The 20,871-nt window shown below is 35.3% G+C and carries 21 protein-coding genes; 6 read left to right on the top strand and 15 right to left on the bottom strand.

Annotated elements, in window-relative coordinates; all coding sequences use genetic code 11:
- Window positions 1-25: 25 nt before the first annotated feature.
- Window positions 26-250 carry a hypothetical protein gene (locus JML65_RS18755; RefSeq protein WP_047494706.1) on the bottom strand — a complete coding sequence of 75 codons (225 nt, stop codon included), beginning with the start codon at window positions 248-250 and terminating at the stop codon, window positions 26-28.
- A gap of 139 nt (window positions 251-389) precedes the next feature.
- Window positions 390-3,530 carry a UvrD-helicase domain-containing protein gene (locus tag JML65_RS18750; protein ID WP_202271697.1) on the bottom strand — a complete coding sequence of 1,047 codons (3,141 nt, stop codon included), beginning with the start codon at window positions 3,528-3,530 and terminating at the stop codon, window positions 390-392.
- A 182-nt stretch (window positions 3,531-3,712) separates the two neighbouring features.
- Here JML65_RS18750 and JML65_RS18745 point away from each other — a divergent pair, with 182 nt between their 5' ends.
- The 4 genes from JML65_RS18745 (at window position 3,713) to JML65_RS18730 (ending at window position 6,920) form a co-directional block, all read left to right on the top strand.
- Window positions 3,713-4,459 carry a hypothetical protein gene (locus JML65_RS18745; protein WP_202271696.1) on the top strand — a complete coding sequence of 249 codons (747 nt, stop codon included), beginning with the start codon at window positions 3,713-3,715 and terminating at the stop codon, window positions 4,457-4,459.
- Between the two features lie 6 nt (window positions 4,460-4,465).
- A complete protein-coding gene (locus JML65_RS18740) occupies window positions 4,466-5,275 on the top strand; it encodes a hypothetical protein (RefSeq protein ID WP_202271695.1) in 810 nt (269 codons plus the stop codon).
- Between the two features lie 117 nt (window positions 5,276-5,392).
- On the top strand, window positions 5,393-6,109 hold the full coding sequence (locus JML65_RS18735) for a carboxypeptidase-like regulatory domain-containing protein (protein ID WP_237390934.1): 717 nt from the start codon (window positions 5,393-5,395) through the stop codon (window positions 6,107-6,109).
- 76 nt (window positions 6,110-6,185) lie between these two features.
- Complete coding sequence (locus JML65_RS18730) at window positions 6,186-6,920, top strand: SIMPL domain-containing protein (protein ID WP_047494717.1); 735 nt, start codon at window positions 6,186-6,188, stop codon at window positions 6,918-6,920.
- A gap of 119 nt (window positions 6,921-7,039) precedes the next feature.
- On the opposite strand, the gene JML65_RS18725 is transcribed toward JML65_RS18730, so the two are convergent.
- The 3 genes from JML65_RS18725 to JML65_RS18715 are packed head-to-tail and all read right to left on the bottom strand — an operon-like array spanning window position 7,040 to window position 9,040.
- Entirely contained in the window at window positions 7,040-7,552 is a 513-nt protein-coding gene (locus JML65_RS18725; protein ID WP_047494720.1) for a GNAT family N-acetyltransferase, read from the bottom strand.
- Window positions 7,553-7,554: 2 nt separating this feature from the next.
- Window positions 7,555-7,776, bottom strand: coding sequence for a PspC family transcriptional regulator (locus JML65_RS18720; RefSeq protein WP_047494723.1), 222 nt, complete (start codon window positions 7,774-7,776; stop codon window positions 7,555-7,557).
- A gap of 1 nt (window position 7,777) precedes the next feature.
- Window positions 7,778-9,040 carry a DUF2851 family protein gene (locus JML65_RS18715; protein WP_202271694.1) on the bottom strand — a complete coding sequence of 421 codons (1,263 nt, stop codon included), beginning with the start codon at window positions 9,038-9,040 and terminating at the stop codon, window positions 7,778-7,780.
- A gap of 240 nt (window positions 9,041-9,280) precedes the next feature.
- Between JML65_RS18715 and JML65_RS18710 the strand changes: the two genes are divergently transcribed.
- Entirely contained in the window at window positions 9,281-9,961 is a 681-nt protein-coding gene (locus JML65_RS18710) for a hypothetical protein (protein ID WP_202271693.1), read from the top strand.
- Between the two features lie 104 nt (window positions 9,962-10,065).
- Here JML65_RS18710 and bshA read toward each other — a convergent pair whose 3' ends face one another.
- Together bshA and JML65_RS18700 are read right to left on the bottom strand one after the other, a co-directional pair.
- A complete protein-coding gene (bshA, locus tag JML65_RS18705; RefSeq protein WP_047494729.1) occupies window positions 10,066-11,214 on the bottom strand; it encodes an N-acetyl-alpha-D-glucosaminyl L-malate synthase BshA in 1,149 nt (382 codons plus the stop codon).
- Window positions 11,215-11,218: 4 nt separating this feature from the next.
- Complete coding sequence (locus JML65_RS18700) at window positions 11,219-12,931, bottom strand: glycoside hydrolase family 3 protein (protein ID WP_202271692.1); 1,713 nt, start codon at window positions 12,929-12,931, stop codon at window positions 11,219-11,221.
- A 116-nt stretch (window positions 12,932-13,047) separates the two neighbouring features.
- Here JML65_RS18700 and JML65_RS18695 point away from each other — a divergent pair, with 116 nt between their 5' ends.
- Window positions 13,048-13,593 carry a hypothetical protein gene (locus JML65_RS18695; protein WP_084087774.1) on the top strand — a complete coding sequence of 182 codons (546 nt, stop codon included), beginning with the start codon at window positions 13,048-13,050 and terminating at the stop codon, window positions 13,591-13,593.
- Between the two features lie 228 nt (window positions 13,594-13,821).
- Here the strand turns inward: JML65_RS18695 and ribA are convergent, their stop codons facing one another.
- The 8 genes from ribA to JML65_RS18655 all read right to left on the bottom strand — a co-directional run bounded on the left by ribA (window position 13,822) and on the right by JML65_RS18655 (window position 20,870).
- On the bottom strand, window positions 13,822-14,418 hold the full coding sequence (ribA, locus tag JML65_RS18690; RefSeq protein WP_047494913.1) for a GTP cyclohydrolase II: 597 nt from the start codon (window positions 14,416-14,418) through the stop codon (window positions 13,822-13,824).
- A gap of 15 nt (window positions 14,419-14,433) precedes the next feature.
- Window positions 14,434-14,895, bottom strand: a complete 462-nt coding sequence (locus JML65_RS18685; RefSeq protein WP_047494916.1) for a hypothetical protein — start codon at window positions 14,893-14,895, stop codon at window positions 14,434-14,436.
- Window positions 14,892-15,506 carry a DUF4254 domain-containing protein gene (locus JML65_RS18680; protein WP_047494919.1) on the bottom strand — a complete coding sequence of 205 codons (615 nt, stop codon included), beginning with the start codon at window positions 15,504-15,506 and terminating at the stop codon, window positions 14,892-14,894. The genes JML65_RS18685 and JML65_RS18680 overlap by 4 nt, the downstream gene beginning before the upstream one ends.
- Window positions 15,507-15,521: 15 nt before the next feature.
- Window positions 15,522-15,734 (bottom strand): twin-arginine translocase TatA/TatE family subunit, encoded by a 213-nt coding sequence (locus JML65_RS18675; RefSeq protein ID WP_047494921.1) that lies wholly within the window; start codon window positions 15,732-15,734, stop codon window positions 15,522-15,524.
- 31 nt (window positions 15,735-15,765) lie between these two features.
- Window positions 15,766-17,328, bottom strand: a complete 1,563-nt coding sequence (locus tag JML65_RS18670; RefSeq protein ID WP_084087776.1) for a peptidoglycan DD-metalloendopeptidase family protein — start codon at window positions 17,326-17,328, stop codon at window positions 15,766-15,768.
- Entirely contained in the window at window positions 17,325-18,170 is an 846-nt protein-coding gene (locus tag JML65_RS18665) for a DUF4292 domain-containing protein (RefSeq protein ID WP_084087777.1), read from the bottom strand. The genes JML65_RS18670 and JML65_RS18665 overlap by 4 nt, the downstream gene beginning before the upstream one ends.
- A 111-nt stretch (window positions 18,171-18,281) precedes the next feature.
- On the bottom strand, window positions 18,282-19,298 hold the full coding sequence (locus JML65_RS18660; RefSeq protein ID WP_047494930.1) for a sugar phosphate nucleotidyltransferase: 1,017 nt from the start codon (window positions 19,296-19,298) through the stop codon (window positions 18,282-18,284).
- A gap of 144 nt (window positions 19,299-19,442) precedes the next feature.
- The gene (locus JML65_RS18655) at window positions 19,443-20,870 is read right to left on the bottom strand and encodes an oligosaccharide flippase family protein (protein ID WP_202271691.1); all 1,428 of its coding nucleotides are present in this window, start codon (window positions 20,868-20,870) and stop codon (window positions 19,443-19,445) included.
- Window position 20,871 lies beyond the last annotated feature (1 nt).

The following is a 20,871-nucleotide window of genomic DNA, read 5'->3' as shown; positions in this document are numbered from 1 at the left end:
TATTTGAAATAGAGTTAGTTGGGTTTCATCTTTTCTGCCTTTCTCTCTGTACTTTAACCGCTGCGATAAAAGTGATCGCTGTTATTATCAAACTGCCAATGATAGATTTTGCGATGTTTTCTGTGGGCATATAGGGATGTCCGTCATCTGTTACCGGGGGATCTAGATAATCTGCAATATTGTAGATGGCAACAGCAGAGAGTATCATCATAACAATACTTATAAGGACTGAGATTAAATATATTTTCATGGTTAGTTATTGTCTTTTATCAATTCAAATACACGACTGGTTAATGTTTAATGACTAAAAATAATCAAACCTTTTGTATTTTATGGTTTTTTTTAAGACAATTCTATTATATTACTGCGAATAAAGGCATTAGAGAGGTTTATAAATAGATAATTTGAGTTTTGAGAACCTTTTTACCCAGTCTTTCGAGAATATTTTTATATCCCTCCACCTGAGCTTCATCTTTACTTTTTTGTTCCCCGGTTTTGAAATCTACAATGATATACCCTTCATCGCTTTTTAAAATACGGTCCGGCCTTAAGATAAAACTTTCTCCATTTTCTGAAATCATGATGTCTTTCTCATTAATTACTTCCCATTTCTCATCAAAGAACTCGGCATAGGTCCGTACAATTTCCTCTAAAGTGCCCTGAATTTCATTTTTTTCCTCTAATGTAATCTGACCTTCCAGTGCATAACCTTCCAGTACCTTTGAAATATCTTTTTCCGTATTTATTTTTGAGAGAAGTTCGTGAACAAAAAGCCCTATCCTTACTTTTTCATTTCTTACCTGATAATTTTTTGATGGAGTGGCAATCTTTATGGAAGTTGTCTTTTCATTGACATTTTTCAGATCCTGAATATTCTGGGTTTTGAAAGGCGAGCTTTTGTCTTTGGAATACTTTTTCAGCATTTCAGGTTTCACTTCATACAAATCAAACTCATCAGCTTCATCCGTATTTTTTGTTTTAATAAACTCTAAAATTTCCAGATTGTTGGAAGTCTTATTGGGCTTCTGAAGATAGAAGAATAGCTGTTCAACAGGCCTTGTGGTAGCAACATACTGAAGACATAATCGGTCAATCAGGTTTTTATAAGAATTTTTCTTGTTGAATAATTGAATTTCGCTGTCATAGGCTTCCAGATTCTTACTGAACTGATTAATGTTGACTGCTTTTAAAGCGTCATTTTCATGCGTATCAAACCAATTCGTAAACTCATTATCTCTGTTTTTGTTCATCATAGGAATAAAAACAATAGGGAATTCCAGTCCTTTAGACTTGTGAATGGTCATAATCTGAATGGCATCAATATTCTCTGAAGCCTGAATGGTATAGGAAGATGCCTCCTCATCCCAATATTTCAAAAATTCTTTTGTACTTACTCCAGCCGTTTGGGTAAAATTAAAAAGCATTTCCATGAAGTTGAGCAGGAAGTCTGTTTCTTTATTCTCAACGGAAAATTCATTGATATAATATTCTACAAAGTTGTAGAGATTAAACCTTGGAAAGTTATCCTGTTTAAGCTGTAATGAGTATTTTTCTTTAATACCCTCAAGGATTTCTTCATGGCTTTCAATATCCAAAATCTCTTTCATCTCCAATGTGAAATCAGCCATATGAATTTTGCCCAATGTATTCAGATAATACATCATCATGATCAGGCAGTGTTTATTCTTAGGATTTATTTCCCATCTTAGAAATTCAATAACTGCTTTTAATGTATTGGACAGTTCCAAGGTAAGTCCTTTATCGGAGATTGTTTTTATATTGGTCTCTTCACCTCGGTAGTTTACTTTTAAGTTTCCCAGCTTTTGGGAATAGCTGAAAATATCAAAATTTCCACGGCAGAGAATGGTGATATCAGAAAATTTGAATCCATTATCCAGACATTCCTGAATATCTTTTCGCATTTTCTCAGAAGTATCCTCATAAAATTCTTCGTTCGTGAGATTTTCAATGAGGTTTACCTTTACCCTTCCATCCATTGGAGATTTTGGAGTTTGTTCGGCATCCGTTCCAAAAATATTCTGGTGTTCCTCTTCCAGTTCCCCGGAGTGGAAACGGTAGAGTTCATTGTTAAACTGTACAATATTTCTGGCACTTCTCCAGTTATCTTTTAGAACCAGAAGATCAGCTTCTTTAGGAGAAAACTCTTTCTTATTGATAATATCGAGCATCAGCTTACTTTCTCCTCCACGAAATCTGTAAATACTCTGCTTGGGATCTCCAACCAGTGTAAAAGAAGTATTTTCAGAAGAAACACTATGGTCTCTTAACGGAACAAAATTCTGCCACTGCAGTTCCGAAGTATCCTGAAATTCATCAAAAAAGTAATGTTGAAACTGTGAACCTACCTTTTCATAGATAAATGCGGAGGGTTCATCTTTAAGGTTTTCATTGATCAGAATATTAAATTTTGAAAGCAGGACCAGGTCATTTTCTTCCTCAATCTTTTTGAGCTCATCCTGAATATCCTTATTAACTTTTAAAGGAAGAAGTGCCGACAGTATTTTTTCTTTCTTTTGGGTTTCAATATACAGCAGAATAAGCTGCATTCTGTTGTCAAGCAGTTGATCCAGGATCTCTATAATATCAGCTTCCTTATGTTTTGATTTTGAAGAAGCTCCTTTTCTGTAATTGTTGACTACAGATTCTTCCTGAGTAGTAGGAAAGGGAAAACCTGCTCTTTTCTGTTGATAAAAGTCGATAACCTTAAGGAAAAAGCCTCCAATCCCATTTTTTCCCTGGGCAAAATCTTCAACCTCAATATTTCTGGCTTTAAATAGCTCAATAGATTTTGCAGCAAGTTCTGCAGCCTGTTTTTTATGAAGAACAATCTCTTTACGAAGCGTGGTTTTTATAGTGTCATAATGAGCATCATCAAAACTTTTGTTGCTTTTCAGATGTTCGTAATGAATATCTTTCACGAATTCTTTTGCTGAGTCATACAGGTTTTTGTTGAGATTGATCCTTTCATTGTTTTCAAGACTGTAATCTACATAATCCATGAAAGAATTGGAAATCGTTTCGTTTTCACCAATCTGATCGAGCATTTTGTCCACTGCTTCAATCAGGTAAGGCTCAGCCTCAATTTCAAGATTAAAATTTTTAGCCAGTCCCAATTCATAAGAAAAGCTTCTTACCAGCCTTGAGTTAAAACGGTCAATGGTTCCGATATTCAGTGTAGAATAATTATGAAGGATATAGTCCAAAAGTTTTTTTGAACGCAGATGGAGTTCATCAATTGTAATTTTTAATCCTTGTTCAGCAAAAGCTTTTTGAATATTTTTAAGATCCGCATTTTCGGTATAATTACTGGCGGAAAAATTTCCCAGCCATGTCAGAATTCTTTCCTTCATCTCATTCGCTGCTTTATTGGTAAATGTCAGAGCGAGGATATTCCTGATCGATTGGTGTTGATTAGGATAACGGAGACAAATCATCAGCAGTCTCTGAACCAGAGCATATGTTTTCCCTGATCCTGCAGAAGCATTGATGACTGTATAAGAATTTTGCATTGTGAAAAGTAGAATTGAGACTGCAAGTTAGCTAAAATTTAAAAGAAATTTTAACAATTCGCTTCTGCTATTTAACAGTTTCAACAGCAAAAATCGAAAAGAAATACTAAAAGGCGTTAACTGTGGTTAAACTTGTGGAATAATTTAAAAATAATTTTAGCTTTGCTTTATAAAAACAGCCCGTGAAACTTAAACTATTCTTTTTTTTATTTCTTATTTCTTCCATTACCGCCAGTGCTCAAAGTTATATCTTCGGTAAAGTAACTTCAGAGGGAAGTTCCGAAATACAGGATGTCAACGTAATCAATATCAGAACGGACGAACTGGTACTCTCTAACAGCGACGGACATTTTATGATTTCCGGAAAAGCAGGAGATGAATTACGCTTTATAAAACCTGGCTATGAGCGTTTAGCCCATATCGTGTCTCAGGAAAATATCCAATCTCCATTGAATGTCAGTTTAGTGAGAGTTACCATCCAGATTCCTGAAGTTGAAGTGAAACAAGGGCTCACCGGAAATTTAAAAATAGATTCCAAAATATATAACAAACCTAAAAAGGTTGAAAAATTGTCTAGTGAAATAGGGAAGTATATTGCCCAAAAGTCTGATCCCAGAATACTCGCTGCAAGAGCAGGAGAATTTGTACAGCCAAAGGGACAAGGATTTTCAATAGGAAAAGTAAAAAATCAATGGGATGATATCGATTTAATGAAGTATCTCGAGGCGAGCCTGGGTGAAGACTATTTTGTCAGCTTAAAAATAGATAAGTCTCAGATTGATCATTTTATTTCTTACGTTCTTGCGGGTGGTTTTGAAAGGAAGAAAATTTTAAAATATGGCTTCTGCAGTGATGCTGATCTGAACCGGTTTCAACGTTTTGTACTCACCAGAATATCATCCTACCGGGCACCGCAGACTCAAAAATAACCTCATATGAAGACTTTCGTTAAACTGTGCTGGATATTTTTATTTGTGGCCGGAAAATTGTTCTCACAACAGAGCATTACAGGGCAAATTACAGACGGCAGTACCATACATGTAAATCCTGTTTTAATAATAAATATTTCTGCTCAGAAAAGCTCCCTTAGCACTATGTCGGGAAATTTTACGATTGATGCTTCGGAAAATGATGAAGTCAGATTTGTAAAAGAAGGCTATTACCGTTTTGAAAAGAAAATTACAAAAGAAGATTTAGCATCACCGTTACATATAATTCTGAAAAGAATGGAAATACAGATCCCTGAAGTGGAGATTGTTTATAAGCCCACAGGAAATCTGGCAAAAGACTCTAAGTATTTAAGTGAATCCGGAAAATTAAAGGCCTTAAAATCTGATATAACAATGTATATGAAAAGTCCTCTCAATGAGCCTATGCCGGATCATACGATCTCCAAAACATTTACCGGACATGATTTTAATGCCGGCCAGGTAAATGCGGCTGGCGTTTTTAAAGCTATTTCAGGGATCATTAAGAAGGCATCAAAACCGAAAATCACTAAAGCAGATTATAATGAAACTCAAAACTTTCTTACCAGAGTAAAAAGTGAAATTAATCTGGATTTTCTGAAAAAATATGGCATGGATGAAGAGCAGATTGACAGATTCCTTCTCTACGCCAATAAAACCAGGATGCTGGCAAAAAACTACAGGAAAGACTTTCAAAATGATGTGGTAGAATATGAAATAAAAGTGGCCTTTGGAGAATACCGAAAGCTGCATAAACTGGATAGCTGGGAAAAATAAATCAGATAAAATTTTAAATAAAGATTGGTTAATACTGTTGAGAATATAAATATTTTTTGGAGGAAAAGAATTTTTCTTTTATTTCTTTTTCTTTGTAATGCTCTGTTTTCTCAGCAAATGATAACAGGAAGAGTTATTGATGATAATAATGAAGATTTAAGTGGAGTAACGGTCATCAATATGTCTACCGATAAAAAAGTATATTCCAATTCATTGGGAATGTTTTCTATTGAAGCATCTTCGAATGATGAACTCAGGTTTGTAAAAGAAGATTTCAGAAGACAGTCTAAAAGAGTTCTTACAGATGGAGTTAATTCTCAGCTGTTAATACAGCTTTTTCAGATTCCCAAAGAAATAGAAGAAGTGAAAATCGTAAAAAGACTGACCGGTGATCTTGAACAGGATTCCAGAATTGTGGCTAAAGTAGACAAAGGAGAAATAGTTCGGGATGCAGTAGGTTTACCACAGCCTGTTGGAAAAATGAGAGAAAAACCGGCAGAAGTGAAGCAGGTTCTGCTGCCCATACTTTTAGGAAACCTGAATGTTCAGGGAGCTTATGATCTGATAAGTGGTAAAGCCCGAAAACAAAAAAGGTTGTACAGATATGATGATTTACAGGAACATATTGCCTGGATTAGAGATAGAGTGGAAGATGATTATTTTACAAAAGCCGGAATTCCGGCAGATAGAATCTCAGAATTTATAGAATTTTCATTTGTTGCCAAACCTCAGGTACGTACCTATGTAAAAGCAAAAAATCTATCGGGTGTTCTGCTGAGGCTGGAAGAAACCATTCCTTTGTATGTTGAGAGGCTGAAGAAGAGTGGTAAATAGTGTTAAGAAAATCTTAAAATATTGGAATGGAAATTGATGCATTACTGATATTAAATCAATCAAATCCACAAATCTTATGAATAAAAATAGTATTGCAGTAGCAATAGGGGCTTTAGGTTTTGTAATAGGGCTTGGCTTTTTAGGAAATGCTATCAAAAACAGAAATAAATCTGAAAATACCATCTCCGTTACAGGTCTGGGAACAAAACAGTTTGTTTCCGATCTTATTACCTGGTCCGGAAGTTTTTCCAAAAACAATATGGATCTTAAATCAGCTTATGATGAATTGGCTTTGGATAGAAAGGTAATCAATGATTATCTTCTTTCAAAAGGAATTAAGCAAGCTGAAATTGTATTTTCATCGGTAGATATTCAGAAGCAGTTTAGAAGTTATAATGATTCCAATGGAAATTATGTACAGGGTGAGTTTTCGGGGTACAACCTGACTCAAAAAGTTTCTATTGAAAGTAAGGAAGTAGCTAAAATTGAAAACCTTTCCAGAAATATTACCGAAATTATCAATCGTGGAATTGAGTTTACCTCTTCTTCACCTTCTTATTTTTATACCAAGTTAGCGACTGTAAAGCAGGAAATGATAGCCAGTGCGACAAAAGATGCTAAAGAACGGGCTGAAAAAATTGCGGAAAACTCAGGTAGTAGCCTGGGGAATCTTAAAAAAGCAACAATGGGAGTTATTCAGATCACTGCTCCCAATTCCAATGAAGATTATTCATATGGAGGTACTTTCAATACTTCTTCCAAAGATAAAGAAGCCAGTATTACCATAAAGCTGGAATATCAAGTGAATTAGAAATATCAATTGCTTAGGTAGATAATGTTGCACAATTAAAAATGACATATGCAAAAATCCTTTTAGCAACCTGTAACCAATATAAAAATAAACGCCGGAAATATTCCGGCGTTCTTATGTTAAGGATATACAATATCACAAATTTCATTTTTAAGCTCCTCTACATTCTCAGGAGCATAGTTGGCAAGCAGCCATAGGTGTAAAGATTGTTTTCCTTCACCATAGCTGGGCTGTATGTGGTTGGTATCAATCAGGCTGAAACTGTTTCGTTGATAGAAGGAATAACGGCGTTGCGCATCCTCACTCAAATCTGCAGGTTCAATTTCCAAAATGATTTTAGGATAGGTTTCCAATAAATATCCCATAATATGTGAGCCCAGTTTTTTACTTCTGAAGGCTTCAAAAACTTCAAAATGTTCTACAAAAACAAAAGAGCTCATTTCCCATAAGATGAGATAGCCAATAGCTTCAGATTCGTGAACAACAGACATGATTTTTGTCTGTGGATTTGAAAATAGTTCCAGAAACTGTTCTCTATCTCTTTGTTCGTCTACAGGAAACGTGCTGATATAAGAATTATAGATTTCCTGAACTCTATCATCCTCAGCATTAATAATCGGTAAAAATTCCATAATTATAAATCAAAGACGCTTGGTCTTCTTGTGATAAAAATATCTTTAATCCACAAAGTAAATGCCAATCCCAAATAAATGAGAAAGAAAAAACCGGCGGTAGCAAAAGTAGAGTAGATGAAGAAAACCCTTAATTTAGATACAGGTATTCCCAGTTTAGCTCCTGTTCTTGTAAGAACACCAAACCATTCTCTCTCCATTTTATGACGGATATTACTTAGCATTTCAAGATTCTTTTAATAGTTTAAATCCAATACTGCAAGTTAAGCAATTTTTTTCTTCACAGGAATGTTTGTAGTGATAAATCAGGCTCTGGCTTTCCAATGCATTCTTTATATCGAGACCCAGATTTTTCCATCCGCTTATTACTGAATTTTTTTCTGCAGTAATTTGCGTGTAGAATTCCAGAATTTCATCGGCTATTTCTTCATTATGATACCGGTGGTAAGTATATTTTAACGGAAGTACAGTATTTAAGATGAGGAGATCAATAAAATCCTTACTCAACATTTTGGGAGTAGGTTTTGAAATGGCTCCGAAATTGAAATGACAGTCCCAATATTCAGAAGCTTTTACAGGCTGAAAAACTTCATAAAGCTGATCAGCATTTCTAACACTGATTATTTTTGAAAATAAATTCTGATGTCTGTTGTAAAGGTCTGCCAATTGGGAGAGACGGATTGTCGGAAAGTTGGGAGGTCTTAATCTTAAAAACTTAGGATGGAGTTTTAAATCGGATAGCATAAACTTGGTTGTAAGAAAATCAAACTCTCTTTTCCATATTTTCATCTGCCCGTCCAGAGGAATATCAAGCCATCCGGAAATTCCAAAGAATAAAGCTTCCAGCTGCAGATGATTTTGCCGGATTTTATTAATGATACTGAAATCAATACTTTCGGCAATCTGTCTGAAAATATGAGCATTCACTTTTAATCCGAAAGAGTAGGCAAGGCTGTGAAATAAAACAGCTTCGAAATTATTTTTGTGATGAGATAAGTTATGTTCAAGTTCAAGAGATTTTTCGTCCAGTTTTTTCAGAATGTTTCCTTCGTGAAAATGAACCGGAATTTTGTTGCAGTCAAAAATTTTTTCACAGGCTATAAACTGGTTGCCATCAATGAATTTTTTATACTTATGTATTACACTTTCATCAATATACTTGTTCAGTTCTAAGGTAGGGACGTTTTTTTCAGTATGTTCGCTGATCTCCAGATCATGCTGGAAAACAACGTGAAGTATGATATTTTGGTAATTGGGATCCGGAGAATGGTTGTGGAAAATCCAATCAGAAGAACGGACGTGAAGTTCTATATTCCCGGCGATAACCAGACCGTTTGTCTTAATTTTAGCATCCAGAAAATCCGGACCAGCATCTTTATTCCATTTTCCAAAACTAATGATCTCAACAGAGTTCCCCTCAATATCCTTGAAGTCAAAATTTTGGAAAATCTTATAGTTCCAAAGATATTGAAGTAATTTTTCTGTCATAAGTATAACAATAAATATAGCAGAAAATAATACTCCTATCAGCTCCTTTTTAAAATTTATGACAGGCATTCTATATATTTAAAGCGGTGTAGAAAATATATTTATAAAAGAAATCCCTTGCTTGTTTTTTTATATTCTTTCCTTCATTTTAATTAAAGATTATCAGGATCCTTATTTGCAAACAGATAGATAATTTATTACTTTTAATAGGTTAAAAATATGAACATTAACTACTGAATTATGATGAATAAAAAGTTAGTAATGGCTCTGGCATTAAGTGCTTCGACAGCTGTTTTATGTAAAGCACAAAGGATAGCATTAACTCCCAATGATATAATTCCTCATCAGGTAACTGCCGTAAATTCTGACTATAAAGGAAAGTATGCCTTAGAGTTACAAATTCCTTCATCAATAAATAGTAATAATGATAAAAGTTTAGCAGTTGTAAGAAATATTGATTTTCATAATGGTATCATAGAAGCTACCATTTCAGGACAACCCCTTAGGAATGCAGGGGAAACTGCACGAGGTTTTGTAGGCATTGCATTTAGAGTGGCAGATGATGCTTCTAAAATGGAGGTGTTTTATTTGCGGCCTACTAACGGCAGAGCAGAAGATCAGATACGCAGAAACCATTCTACTCAATATATTTCTATACCAGGCTATCCCTGGGAAAAATTAAGGAAGGAGAATCCGGAAAAATATGAAGCTTATGCCGACATGCTACCGGCAGAATGGATCAGGGTGAAAATAGAAGTGAAAGATGAAACAGCAAAGCTCTATGTCAATGGAGCATCCCAGCCTACTTTGATTGTTAATGATCTGAAACAAGGTAAAAACTTACGGGGAAGTATCGGACTCTGGGTGGGGCCCGGTACATTAGGCCATTTTACGGATCTTACCATCACCAAACAGGATTAAACCCGGTATTCGATGGTAAAATTGATAAAGAAATAGTCAATATAAAAGGCTCAGATAATCATCTGAGCCTTAATTTGTATGTCCACATACCTTTTAAAAGAATACTATACTTTCGTTAGTTCCTTTTTAAAATTTTCTATGGTTGTTCTGTACATTTCCTCATAAATAGGAAGTATGTTTTTCAAATCGAATTTTATAGCCTGTTCTTTTGCATTTTCCTTCATTTGGGATAAAAGATCGTCGTTACTCAATAGCTTAATGGTATAGTTACTCATAGCTTCTACATTCCCGATTTCTGCTAAATAACCGGTTTCACCCTGAATATTTACTTCAGGAATTCCTCCGGCATTGGAGCTGATTACAGGGGTGTAAGCTGCCATTGCTTCAAGAGCGGCCAACCCAAAGCTTTCCTGCTCCGAAGGCAGTAAAAATACATCTGAAAGCTGTAATATTTTATAAAGATCATTGACCTTACCTAAAAGACGTATTTTGGAGATAAGATCAGGATTTTCTTCCAGGAATTGGTTTACTTTTTCCATATCAGGACCTTCTCCAATGATGATCAGTTTTGACTTTACCTTTTTATTTACGTTTTTAAAAATCTGAAGTACCTCTTCTACACGCTTCACAGGACGAAGGTTTGAGACATGGATCAGTATTTTTTCATCCGGATTTGCAAACTGTGTTCTTTGACATTCAGAACAGTCATCAAATTCAGAATTGTCAATAAAATTGGTAATAACCTGTATTTCCTTTTTGATATTAAAAAACTGAAGGGTATCTTTTTTCAGACTTTCGGAAACCGAAGTAATTGCATCCGACTGATTGATCGAAAACTCTACAGCATGTTTATAACTTGGATGTTGCCCCACAAGGGTAATATCTGTTCCGTGAAGAGTTGTTACCAAAGGAATATCATTATTATCCTCACGAAGCATTTGTTTAGCCGTAAATGCTGCATAGGCATAAGGAATGGCATAATGAGCGTGAAGCAAGTCAAGCTTATAAAGATTGACAACCCGGTAGATCATAGAACTTAACGCAATATCATAAGGCTGATATTGGAAAAGGGGATAAGTTTGAACATTTACCCTGTGAAAGAAAATATTTGGATTGGTAATGTCTAATCTTGCAGGAAGTGCAGAACTGATGAAATGCACTTCATACCCTTTATTGGCAAGTGACATTCCCAATTCTGTTGCTACAATTCCGCTTCCACCATATGTTGGATAGCAAAGTATGCCTATTTTCATTAGATTATTGTTGTTTTGATGTTGTTAAAGATAGAGTAGGGTTAAGATCTATACCCATGCCTGGTTGTAATTGGTCATTTACCAGTACAGGAAGTCTTCCCCATATTTTTGTTTTTCCGTTCAAAGCATCGGCTGTTGCATTCATAGAATCATCATTGTTTTCATAAGAAACAAGAACCGTTGATACTTTTGAAATATCAATGTCTTTTAAAGCATAAGCACTTCCAAATACATTGAGGATTACATTTTGATTTCTTGTCAGATCACTAAGCGTTTTCTTAGACTCTGCTGATATTTTGTAAGGCTTGTAAGCCGTGGAGTTGTCCTTATGAAAGCCTACAACTACAGTAGAACCTGCCGGAATTGTATTGATTTCGCTTGCTTTTTTTATAATGACATTTGACCCCATTCTATTGGCAAAAGTTTGGTAAGGGGCTTCTTCCAAAGGAACATAATAAATCTGTTTCCCGGTAACAGGAAGAAGTTTTTGATCATCCTTTAATAAAGTTAAGGCATTGGAATATAAATTCTGAACCAATGTTTTATGAGAATCATTATTCAGGTCAGCATTGATGTTATCAGGAATTTTGGGAGTGTATTGAGTTAATCCTAAAAAATATTTTGTAAGCAAAATCTTCTTTACACTTTCTTCCACCCGGGATTGAGGGATTTCTCCTTTATCTATGGCTTTCTGAATCAGTTTTTTACCTTCAGAAACGCCCTGTGAGAAAAGCATAATGTCATTTCCTGCGCTGAAGGCCATGGCATCCAGTTCTCCCGGTTTGTATTTATTGGCTACAGCACCCATATTGAGGGCATCTGTGATGATTAATCCTTTATAGCCTAATTGGTCTTTCAATAAACCTGTAATGATATTTTTAGAGACTGAAGCCGGAATTCCTTTTCCTGATTCTAAACTCGGAACATATAAATGAGCAACCATTACACCACCGATTCCTTTATCCATTAATGCTTTGAATGGTGCTAATTCTATAGTATTAAGCCTGCTGAGGTTATGAGAAACAACGGGAAGATCAAGGTGTGAATCTGTATTGGTGTCACCATGACCCGGGAAATGTTTGATCGCAGCCAATATATTGTTGTCCTGAAGACCATTAGAATAGGATAGAGCAGAGCCAATCACATTATTGACTTCTGATCCAAAGCTTCTGTTACCAATGATAGGATTGTTTGGATTCGTATTGACATCCACTACCGGAGCAAAATCCCAGTTAATACCCATTCTATGGCAATCTTCTGCAATTTTTGCAGACATCTGGTAAATTAAATTCTTATCCTGGATTGCCCCTAATGTCATTGCCCAAGGAAATTTGTGGGCAGTTGCTATTCTTTGGAACAGTCCCCATTCAGCGTCCATGCCGATCATCAACGGAACTTTGGACTTCTGCTGAAACTCATTGACAAGGTTGATTTCTCTGGCTGCATCGTCCTGCATTAAGATCAAACCACCTATTTTATCAGCTGTAACAATATTTCTTACCTGATTGATATAATCCTCTCCTTTATTAGTATATAATGCAACAATAAAGAGTTGTCCCAGTTTTTCATCCTGAGAAAGATTTTTATACGTTTTTTCTACCCATTGCTGTGCCTTTTTCAAATCTTCCTGAGATGTGTTTTTGGGCTGATACTGAGCTTTAATCTTTGGGCTTATCAGTGCAACAATAAAGAGTGAAGTATATACTATTTTCTTCATGACTTTTTGAATAAGAACAAAAATACAATTAAAAAAATGACGAAAACAATGTTTTTTAAATTTTTGGTATATGATTTGAATACGCAATATAAATAATAACTAAACTTTAAATAGAAATGAAAAAAATTCTTCCATTTATATTATTAGCCGGAGTTGGCTTTTTGTCTTTCAGTTGTGATAACAAAGATGATGTTGTCGTACAAAATACAGTCAATGCCCAGATAAAAGATGTTACAGGTACATTTAATAGCAGTAATAATTTTGCATTCAAGCAAGGTATTGCTATTCAGAATACAGATGTAGTACTGGTTTATAGAGATGCCGGAGGTGCATGGCAACAAATTCCTAAAACGGTAGTGTTAGACAATGTAACAGGCATGCCTACGAATAGAGTATTTGAATACAATTTTGTTTTTGATACTCAGAATGTACAGGTAAGATTAGAAAATTGGAACTTTGATTTAACTACTGGTACAACTTCTACAGAGAAAACCAACTGGTTAAATAACCAAAGATTCAGAATTGTATTAGTTCCAGCTGTTTCAGGTAATAACCTCAAATCAGCCAATGCAACTCCACCTGTAGATTATAGCGATTATAACGCAGTAGTAAAATATTATAATCTTAATGATTCTAATGTTTCATCTACAAGAGTAAATTAAGAAATATCTTTTCAGTTTTTTATAATTAAAGAAAGCTCCGGGAGAAATCCTGGAGCTTTTGATTTATACGAAAAATGGATCAACTCTAATAAGATGAAGCCAAGTGTAGCTATTTCTTTTTTGTTGGCAGAAAGCTCCTCAAAAAAGGTGCAGAGCCTCATGTGATGAAATAAGGTATATCTTAGGAAAATAAAAAAGCTTCAGATAGATTCTGAAGCCTGTTTTATCTTAATTATCATTGTCATCCAGGAGATGTCCAAAGAAATCTTTTTTAGTCTGTAAATAGCCTTTGCTTATTTCATTAGCCGGAATTTGTAAAGGAATCCGTGAATTAAGGTGAATATTACTGTCTACCACATATTTTACCTTTTCAGGATTGTTGGTAAGCAGGTTGATATCTTTTACCTCTAATAGATTCAGGATTTCAATAGCTACTCCAAAGTTTCTGTCATCAGCAGGAAGTCCTAGTTCAAGGTTGGCCTGAACAGTGTCTAGACCTTTTTCCTGTAATGAATACGCCTTTAGTTTATTGATAATTCCAATATTTCTGCCTTCCTGACGAAGATAGACAATAATTCCTCCATTTTCATGGATATATTTCATAGCGGCGTCTAATTGCTGGCCGCATTCACACTTTTTTGAATGGAAAACTTCTCCTGTAATACATTCTGAATGGAAACGCACATTAACAGGTTTTGAAAAATCTGTGTTTTCTGCGATAATAGCCATGTGAGGCATCCAGTCGTTTTCATTTTCAGAGAAAGCTATCATTCGGAAATTGCCATGTTCTGTAGGAACATTGGCCTCCGCCTGAGTTTTGATCATTAATAGTTAATTGTTTTAACTTCCTGGTAAAGCATCTTCAATAACAGAAATATTGGTTTTTAAACGAACCAGGTATCTGTTGAGAACCTCATCATCATCTCTATCAAGATTTTGTCTTTGCTTTTGTATTTTCTTATATGATTTTTCGAAGCTTTTAAGGGCTCTGCTCTTTCCGGCAGAGTTATTCGCATCAATGGCATATAAATAGTTCTGAAGACTGTATTTCAAGCTTGTTATTTCATCATTCAACCCATTACTTTTAAATTTAGGAAAGGTTGAAATTATATTTGAAATTTCAGAAGCGTTTATATTTTCCTTGATATTGATATTGAAACTCTTTTTTGAGCCTCTGTCAGAATCAGAACCTTTTGTTTCACTATAAAAATTATTCGACAGCGGGGAAAGGTTAAGCTTTTCCGTTGCGCAGGAAGAAGTTATTATTATAATTAGTACTCCAAAAAAAAATCGTTTTTTCATTTCTGTTGCCCTTTTTGATAAAGGATTGGATTAAGACTTTCATCGTTGTACATTTTCATTTGTTTGTACACTTTCATCTTAATATTACCGTTTTCAATGTCAGCAAGCAACTGATCTATGGAAGTTGATAGATCTTCTTTCTGAGTAAGCAGTACATCCAGTTTAGCCTGGCAATTTTTGCGGTGCTCGTCAGAAGCAGATTCTCTATTCGCTTCCAGTGACATATGATAAACCTTGAGAGCAAGAATTGATAATCTGTCTACTGCCCAAGCGGGAGTTTCTGTATTTATTTTTGCTTCAGGTTTAGGAGTTATATTTTCAAATTTTGTAAGGAACCAACTGTCAATATATTCTACCAGATCAGTTCTTTTCTGATTGGAGGCGTCTATTGTTCTCTTCAATTGAAGAGCCTCAGCCGGATCAATATTTTCATCCCTAATTATATCTTCCAAATGCCATTGAACGGTATCAATCCAGTTCTTTGCATACAAAATCCGTTCCAAACTATCTATTTCGAACGGGTTATTAATTAGAGAGTTAACGTTATCAGACACGTGATAGTCTTCAATACATTGATTGAAGACTTTCCATGCAGTCTCAGTGAAATTCATTAATCGTAAGGAATATTAGTTACTGGAAGAATTATTATTTGTAGAAGAAGTTTTATTTTCAGAACCTGGTTTATCTTCTTCTTTTACCGCATCTTTAAATTCTTTGATTCCCGAACCTACTCCTCTCATTAATTCCGGAATTTTCTTTCCTCCAAATAGTAATACCAAAAGTACTGCTACGATAAGGATATGCTGCCAAGATAAGGCTAGTATTGTTATTGTATTCATCTCTTAAAATTTTTACAAAGTTAAGCTTTTTTTAATATGAAATCCAACCTAATGGATCAACTGGTGTACTTCCGTTCCATACTTGGAAATCAAGGGTATAGGAACCGTCAAAATCCTGGGCTACTGTGCCTACAGGAGTCCCTGAAGAAACCTGTTGTCCTTTAGAAACGCTTACATTTCCTAAGTTGGAATAAATAGTAAAATAGCTTCCGTGTTTTACAATAACAGTTTTGGTTCCATCATTGTTTGCCAGTACTGAAGATACTGACCCTGGGTACACAGATTTAGCACGCGTACCGGCAGGAACAGAAATTTTTATTCCGTTATTTTCTTCTGTAATATTTTTGAAAACAGGGTGTGGCTGTCTTCCAAAGCGGTGGGTGATTTGTCCCGCTCTGTCTGCAGGATAACCAAGTCTTCCTCTGTTGTCTGCAAAACTGCTTCCGGTAGAAGTAGAAACCCCATAGCTTGTCATTGCCTTTGTTTCCGCAGCTTTTTTATCTTCTTCTTTTCTCTTGGCAAGAGCGGCTTCTGCTGCTTTTGCGGCAGCCAGCTTATTGGCAGCTTCTCGTGATTTAGCAGCAGCTTCATCTGATGCTTTTTTAGCGGCTAATCTTTTAGCTTCATCTCTAGCACTGGCTTCTACTTTGGCGGCCTCTTCATTACGCTTTCTTTCTTCTTCAGCTCTTTTTGCGGCCAGCTCAGCAGCTCTTTTAGCTTCAGCTTCAGCCAATCTTCTTTCTCTTTCCAGCGCTTCAGCTCTGGCTTTAGCTTCGGCTTCAATTCTCGCCTTCTCTCTTTCTGCAGCGATTTTGGCTAAACGGATTTTTTCGGCTTCCGCTTTTCTTCTTGCTTCTTCTTCAGCCTTTGCTATTCTTATTTCCTCAGCAATAATTGCTCTGATCTGTCCTTCAAGGGCCTTAGACTGAACCTGTTTTTGTTTAAGCTCAACCGTAAGTTTCGACTCGTTCTTTTTGAATTCAGTAACAAGCTGTTCTTTTTGTGCCCTTTCTGCATTAATCGTTGCAAGATCTTTCTGTTGGTTGATCAACAGATTTTCTTTTGCTTTTACCGAGTTTTGTCTTTGTGCAATTGTTTTTTTGATCTGATTAGCTGCATCAGTGATTTCGGCAGCTTTCTTATCCTGATAATCAGAATATTGTTTCAGGTACTGTACTCTACGTATAGCTTCTCCTAAATTCTTCGAAGAAAGGATAAAGGTTACTTTATTTTGTACACCTTTGTTTTTATAAGCATTTACAAGAACTTCAGCATAATTTTTTCTCAGAACTGCCAATTCCTTATTCTGACGATTGATCTCCAGCTGGCGCAGGTAGATATCATCTTCGATAAATCTTTTTTCTTTCTGGGTATTATTGTAAACCTTTTCTCTTAAAACTAACTTTTGATTAACGTTGGTGAGATAGGCTAAAGAAAGTTTAGATTCGCTTCGGGTTTTGGCTAAATCTGAATTTATTTGTGCAATTTGTTTTTTAAGTTCGGCATTCTGTTTTTGCAGCTGTTCTTTATTCTGCTGTCCCTGGTGCAGTCCGAACACCAAAATACCTATTAAAAAGCTAAATTTTTTAATCATTTAATCTCAATTTTCTTATAACTGGATGGTACAGAATAAGCTGTTTCCATCCTCGAAAAGTCAAATTTCGTATTTTCCATTAAAATCTGACTAGATTTTGAGCCTTTTATAATTATTTTAACATTTTTTGGAAGGCGGATTCCTTCATATTCATTCCAGTCACTGTAAGAAATTTCCAGCTCATCCGGAGATAAAACATCTTTAAGGTTTACGCTCAGTAAATCATAGTTCGTGTCATATTGCAGAACAATTTTATACTCCCTGTTTTTTTCGTCAGTGACAATTTTCTGATTGACCTTTGAGGCCATTTTATATCCCTGTGCATTTTGAGTCAGGGTAAATTGTGAGTCACTGATCTTTACAAAAGTTCTGCCCATCAGTATTTTCTCCAAAGATTTATAGTCGATGAAATTAACATTCAATAGATTATTGAGATAATCAAAATCAGAATCAATATAGACCTTGTTTACTTTATCCTGACCTTTTATCCCTTCAGGAGTGGCAATTCCTCTTGCCACATTCAGGAATACAGCCCTTAAGTTCATCCATACTTTTTTATCATTTTCGATATATACGGTTGCATCCAGGGTAGGTATAAAACTTCCGGTTTCTACACGGACTTTACTATCGATCTTAATCTGCTCAAACTTTGGTGGGATTAATACATGCTCGAAAAAAGTGAGTTTATCGCTCACCGGCTCATTTACATCTTTTGGACTTTTATTATTTTCTGCAGTGGTAATACTATCCTGTGCGTTGCCATTATTATTTTTAATGGCATTTCTTGTTTTACAGGATGATAAGGCAAGAAGTAATAAAAGGAGTGGGATCCAATTTTTCATGTATTTATCTTTTCAATTAAAAAATACGTTGCAATATTAACGCCAAACCACACAAGATGTTTTGTGTGGTTTGATGATATTATATTTATGTTAAATAATTTCTGATCTTATTTATTTAGATAGAAAATCCAAAACGGAATAATCTCCTAAAGAAATTTCTCTTGCTACCCCGAAATACTGAGCAGAATTACCAATCATTGAATTCGAAAGGTTTCCGTGGTTGATTTTTGTATTCTCCTGAATAAGAGAATGCTCAATGTTGGAGTTTACAATTACAGTGTTGTTTCCTAATGAAACACCAGGTCCTATTTTAGAGTTAGAAATTTTTACATTTTCTCCAATAAAACAAGGTGGAATAATCAATGAGTTTTCAATGCTTGCTGAAGCAGGATGGTGTGCCATTGCCTCAGTTTCATAGGCTAGGATTTTACTGTTGGTCTCTACTGTAGCATTCTTGTTTCCGCAGTCCATCCAGTCGTTTACTTTTCCTAATGTAAACTTGGCCCCTTTCGCTCTAAGGTTTTCCAGAGCTGTAGTCAGCTGGTATTCACCACCATTTTTAATATCATTATCCATGATATAATTGATTTCATTCATTAGCTTTTCAGCACTGTTGAAGTAATAGATCCCAATGATGGCAAGATCTGAAACGAAAGTCTGTGGCTTTTCAACGAAATCAGTAATGAAACCGTAATTATCTAATTTTACCACCCCAAAAGCAGATGGATCTTCTACGCTTTTCACCCAGATCACCCCGTCAGAGTTTTTATCCAGCTGGAAATCTGCACGGAAAAGAGTATCTGCAAATGCAATCACTACATCTCCCTGCATAGACTGTTCAGCACATTTTATAGCGTGCGCTGTTCCCAGAGGGTCGTTCTGGTAGTATATACTTCCTTTTGCTCCCAGCTTTTCAGCAATCTGAATAAGGGATCTTTCGATCTCAGGACCAAAATCTCCGATGATAAAAGCTACCTCTTCAATATCTTCTCCTGCTACCTTAGCAATATCTTCTACCAATCTCTGTACAATAGGTTTTCCTGCAATAGGAATAAGAGGTTTTGGAACAGTCAGTGTATGTGGACGTAATCTGGAACCACGTCCAGCCATTGGAACAATAATTTTCATAAATTATATAAGTAAGTTTTGTTTAAGTTTATTCCTTTTGCTAAAGATAATAATTAAAACGTTTTTAGAACGTAATATTTATCATGCTTATGGCTTTGTTTAATGTTTTTCAGGCTTTGTAAGCATCAAAATAGAGACCAAAGTTTAATTCTTTCTGATTCTTGATAAAATAATATTTTTTTCAGAATACAGTAAAATTCCTACGAAGATCAAAAATAATAAATTACTTGTGATGATATTATAGTTGAGGTATTTTACAATGATAAAACTAAAAGCTCCAAGCAGTATCAAAAAGAACGACATTTTCTTCATTCTGTAAGGTATCGGATAATATTTTTGACCTAATACATAAGAAATGATCATCATAATGACATAGGCTCCGAAAGTTGCCCATGCAGAACCAATCATGCTGTGATAATAGGTTAGTGCCAGGTAATTTAAAGCAATGTTAATGCATGCTCCAATCCATGAAATTATGGTCCCTACGCTGGTTCTGTCTGTTACTTTATACCAGGTGGAAAAGTTATAATATATTCCGAAGCAAAGGTTGGCAACAACAATAATCGGGATAATGTCTATTGCGATCCAATAAGATTTGTTGGGGATAAAAACATCTTTCAGCCATGCAATATTGGCAATGATTCCTAAGGCTACAGCACAGGCAAAAAAGGCAAAGTATTCGGCTACCTTAGCATAGGTTTTTTTAGCATCACCTTTGTCCATTTGTTTAAAGAAGAAAGGCTCAATACCCATACGATAAGCTGTAACAAATAATGTCATCAGTACAGCCAATTTATAACAGCCGCCATAAGCACCGGCTTCTTCATCCGAAATATGATTTCTTTGAATTGACTTATCAAAATTTTCATTGACCATAAAAGCCAAACCGGCTAACATAAGTGGAAATGAATACCGAATCATACGTCCAAACAAAGAGGTTACAAACTGGAACCTTACCTTTAGAATAATGGGAAATAATAATAAAAAACCTAAAGCACTTCCGGCTAAATTACTGAAGAACGGATAATCGACATTTTCGTCCAGACCAAAACTTTTTGATATGTTTTCCGGAATCCAGAAGAATAATGCCGCTGTAAAAACAGCCTGGAATATAGCCTGAACAACTCTTACTGCAGAATATTTGATCGGTTTGTTATGGAAACGCAGCCATGCAAAAGGAATCACCAGTAAATTATCAAAGAAAGCGATTAAAGCAAACCATTTAATATACTCAGGGTTATCATGATACCCTAAATAATCAGCAATCGGTTGGTTAAATAAATAACATAGCAGCAGAAAAAGGCTGGAAGTTGAAAACAAAAACCAAAACGAAGTGTTGAAGGTTCTTTTTTCATTACCCTCTTCAGCCGAAAATCGAAAATACGCTGTTTCAAAACCGAAAGAAAGGATAATATTAACAAATGAAATCCATGCGTAAAGCTGTGTGAAAATTGCAAAACCTTCATTGGGAATTTTATAGATCAAAAGTGGATTAAGGATGAATAGAATTATTCTGGGTGCTATAGCTCCTGCTCCGTAGATGATTGTTTGTCCTAATAGTTTCTTGTACAAA

This window comes from Chryseobacterium sp. KMC2 (genome assembly GCF_016756935.1).
Lineage (GTDB): Bacteria > Bacteroidota > Bacteroidia > Flavobacteriales > Weeksellaceae > Chryseobacterium > Chryseobacterium rhizosphaerae.
The sequence above is the reverse complement of the archived record's forward strand: the minus strand, read 5'-3'. Positions and strand labels throughout refer to the sequence as shown.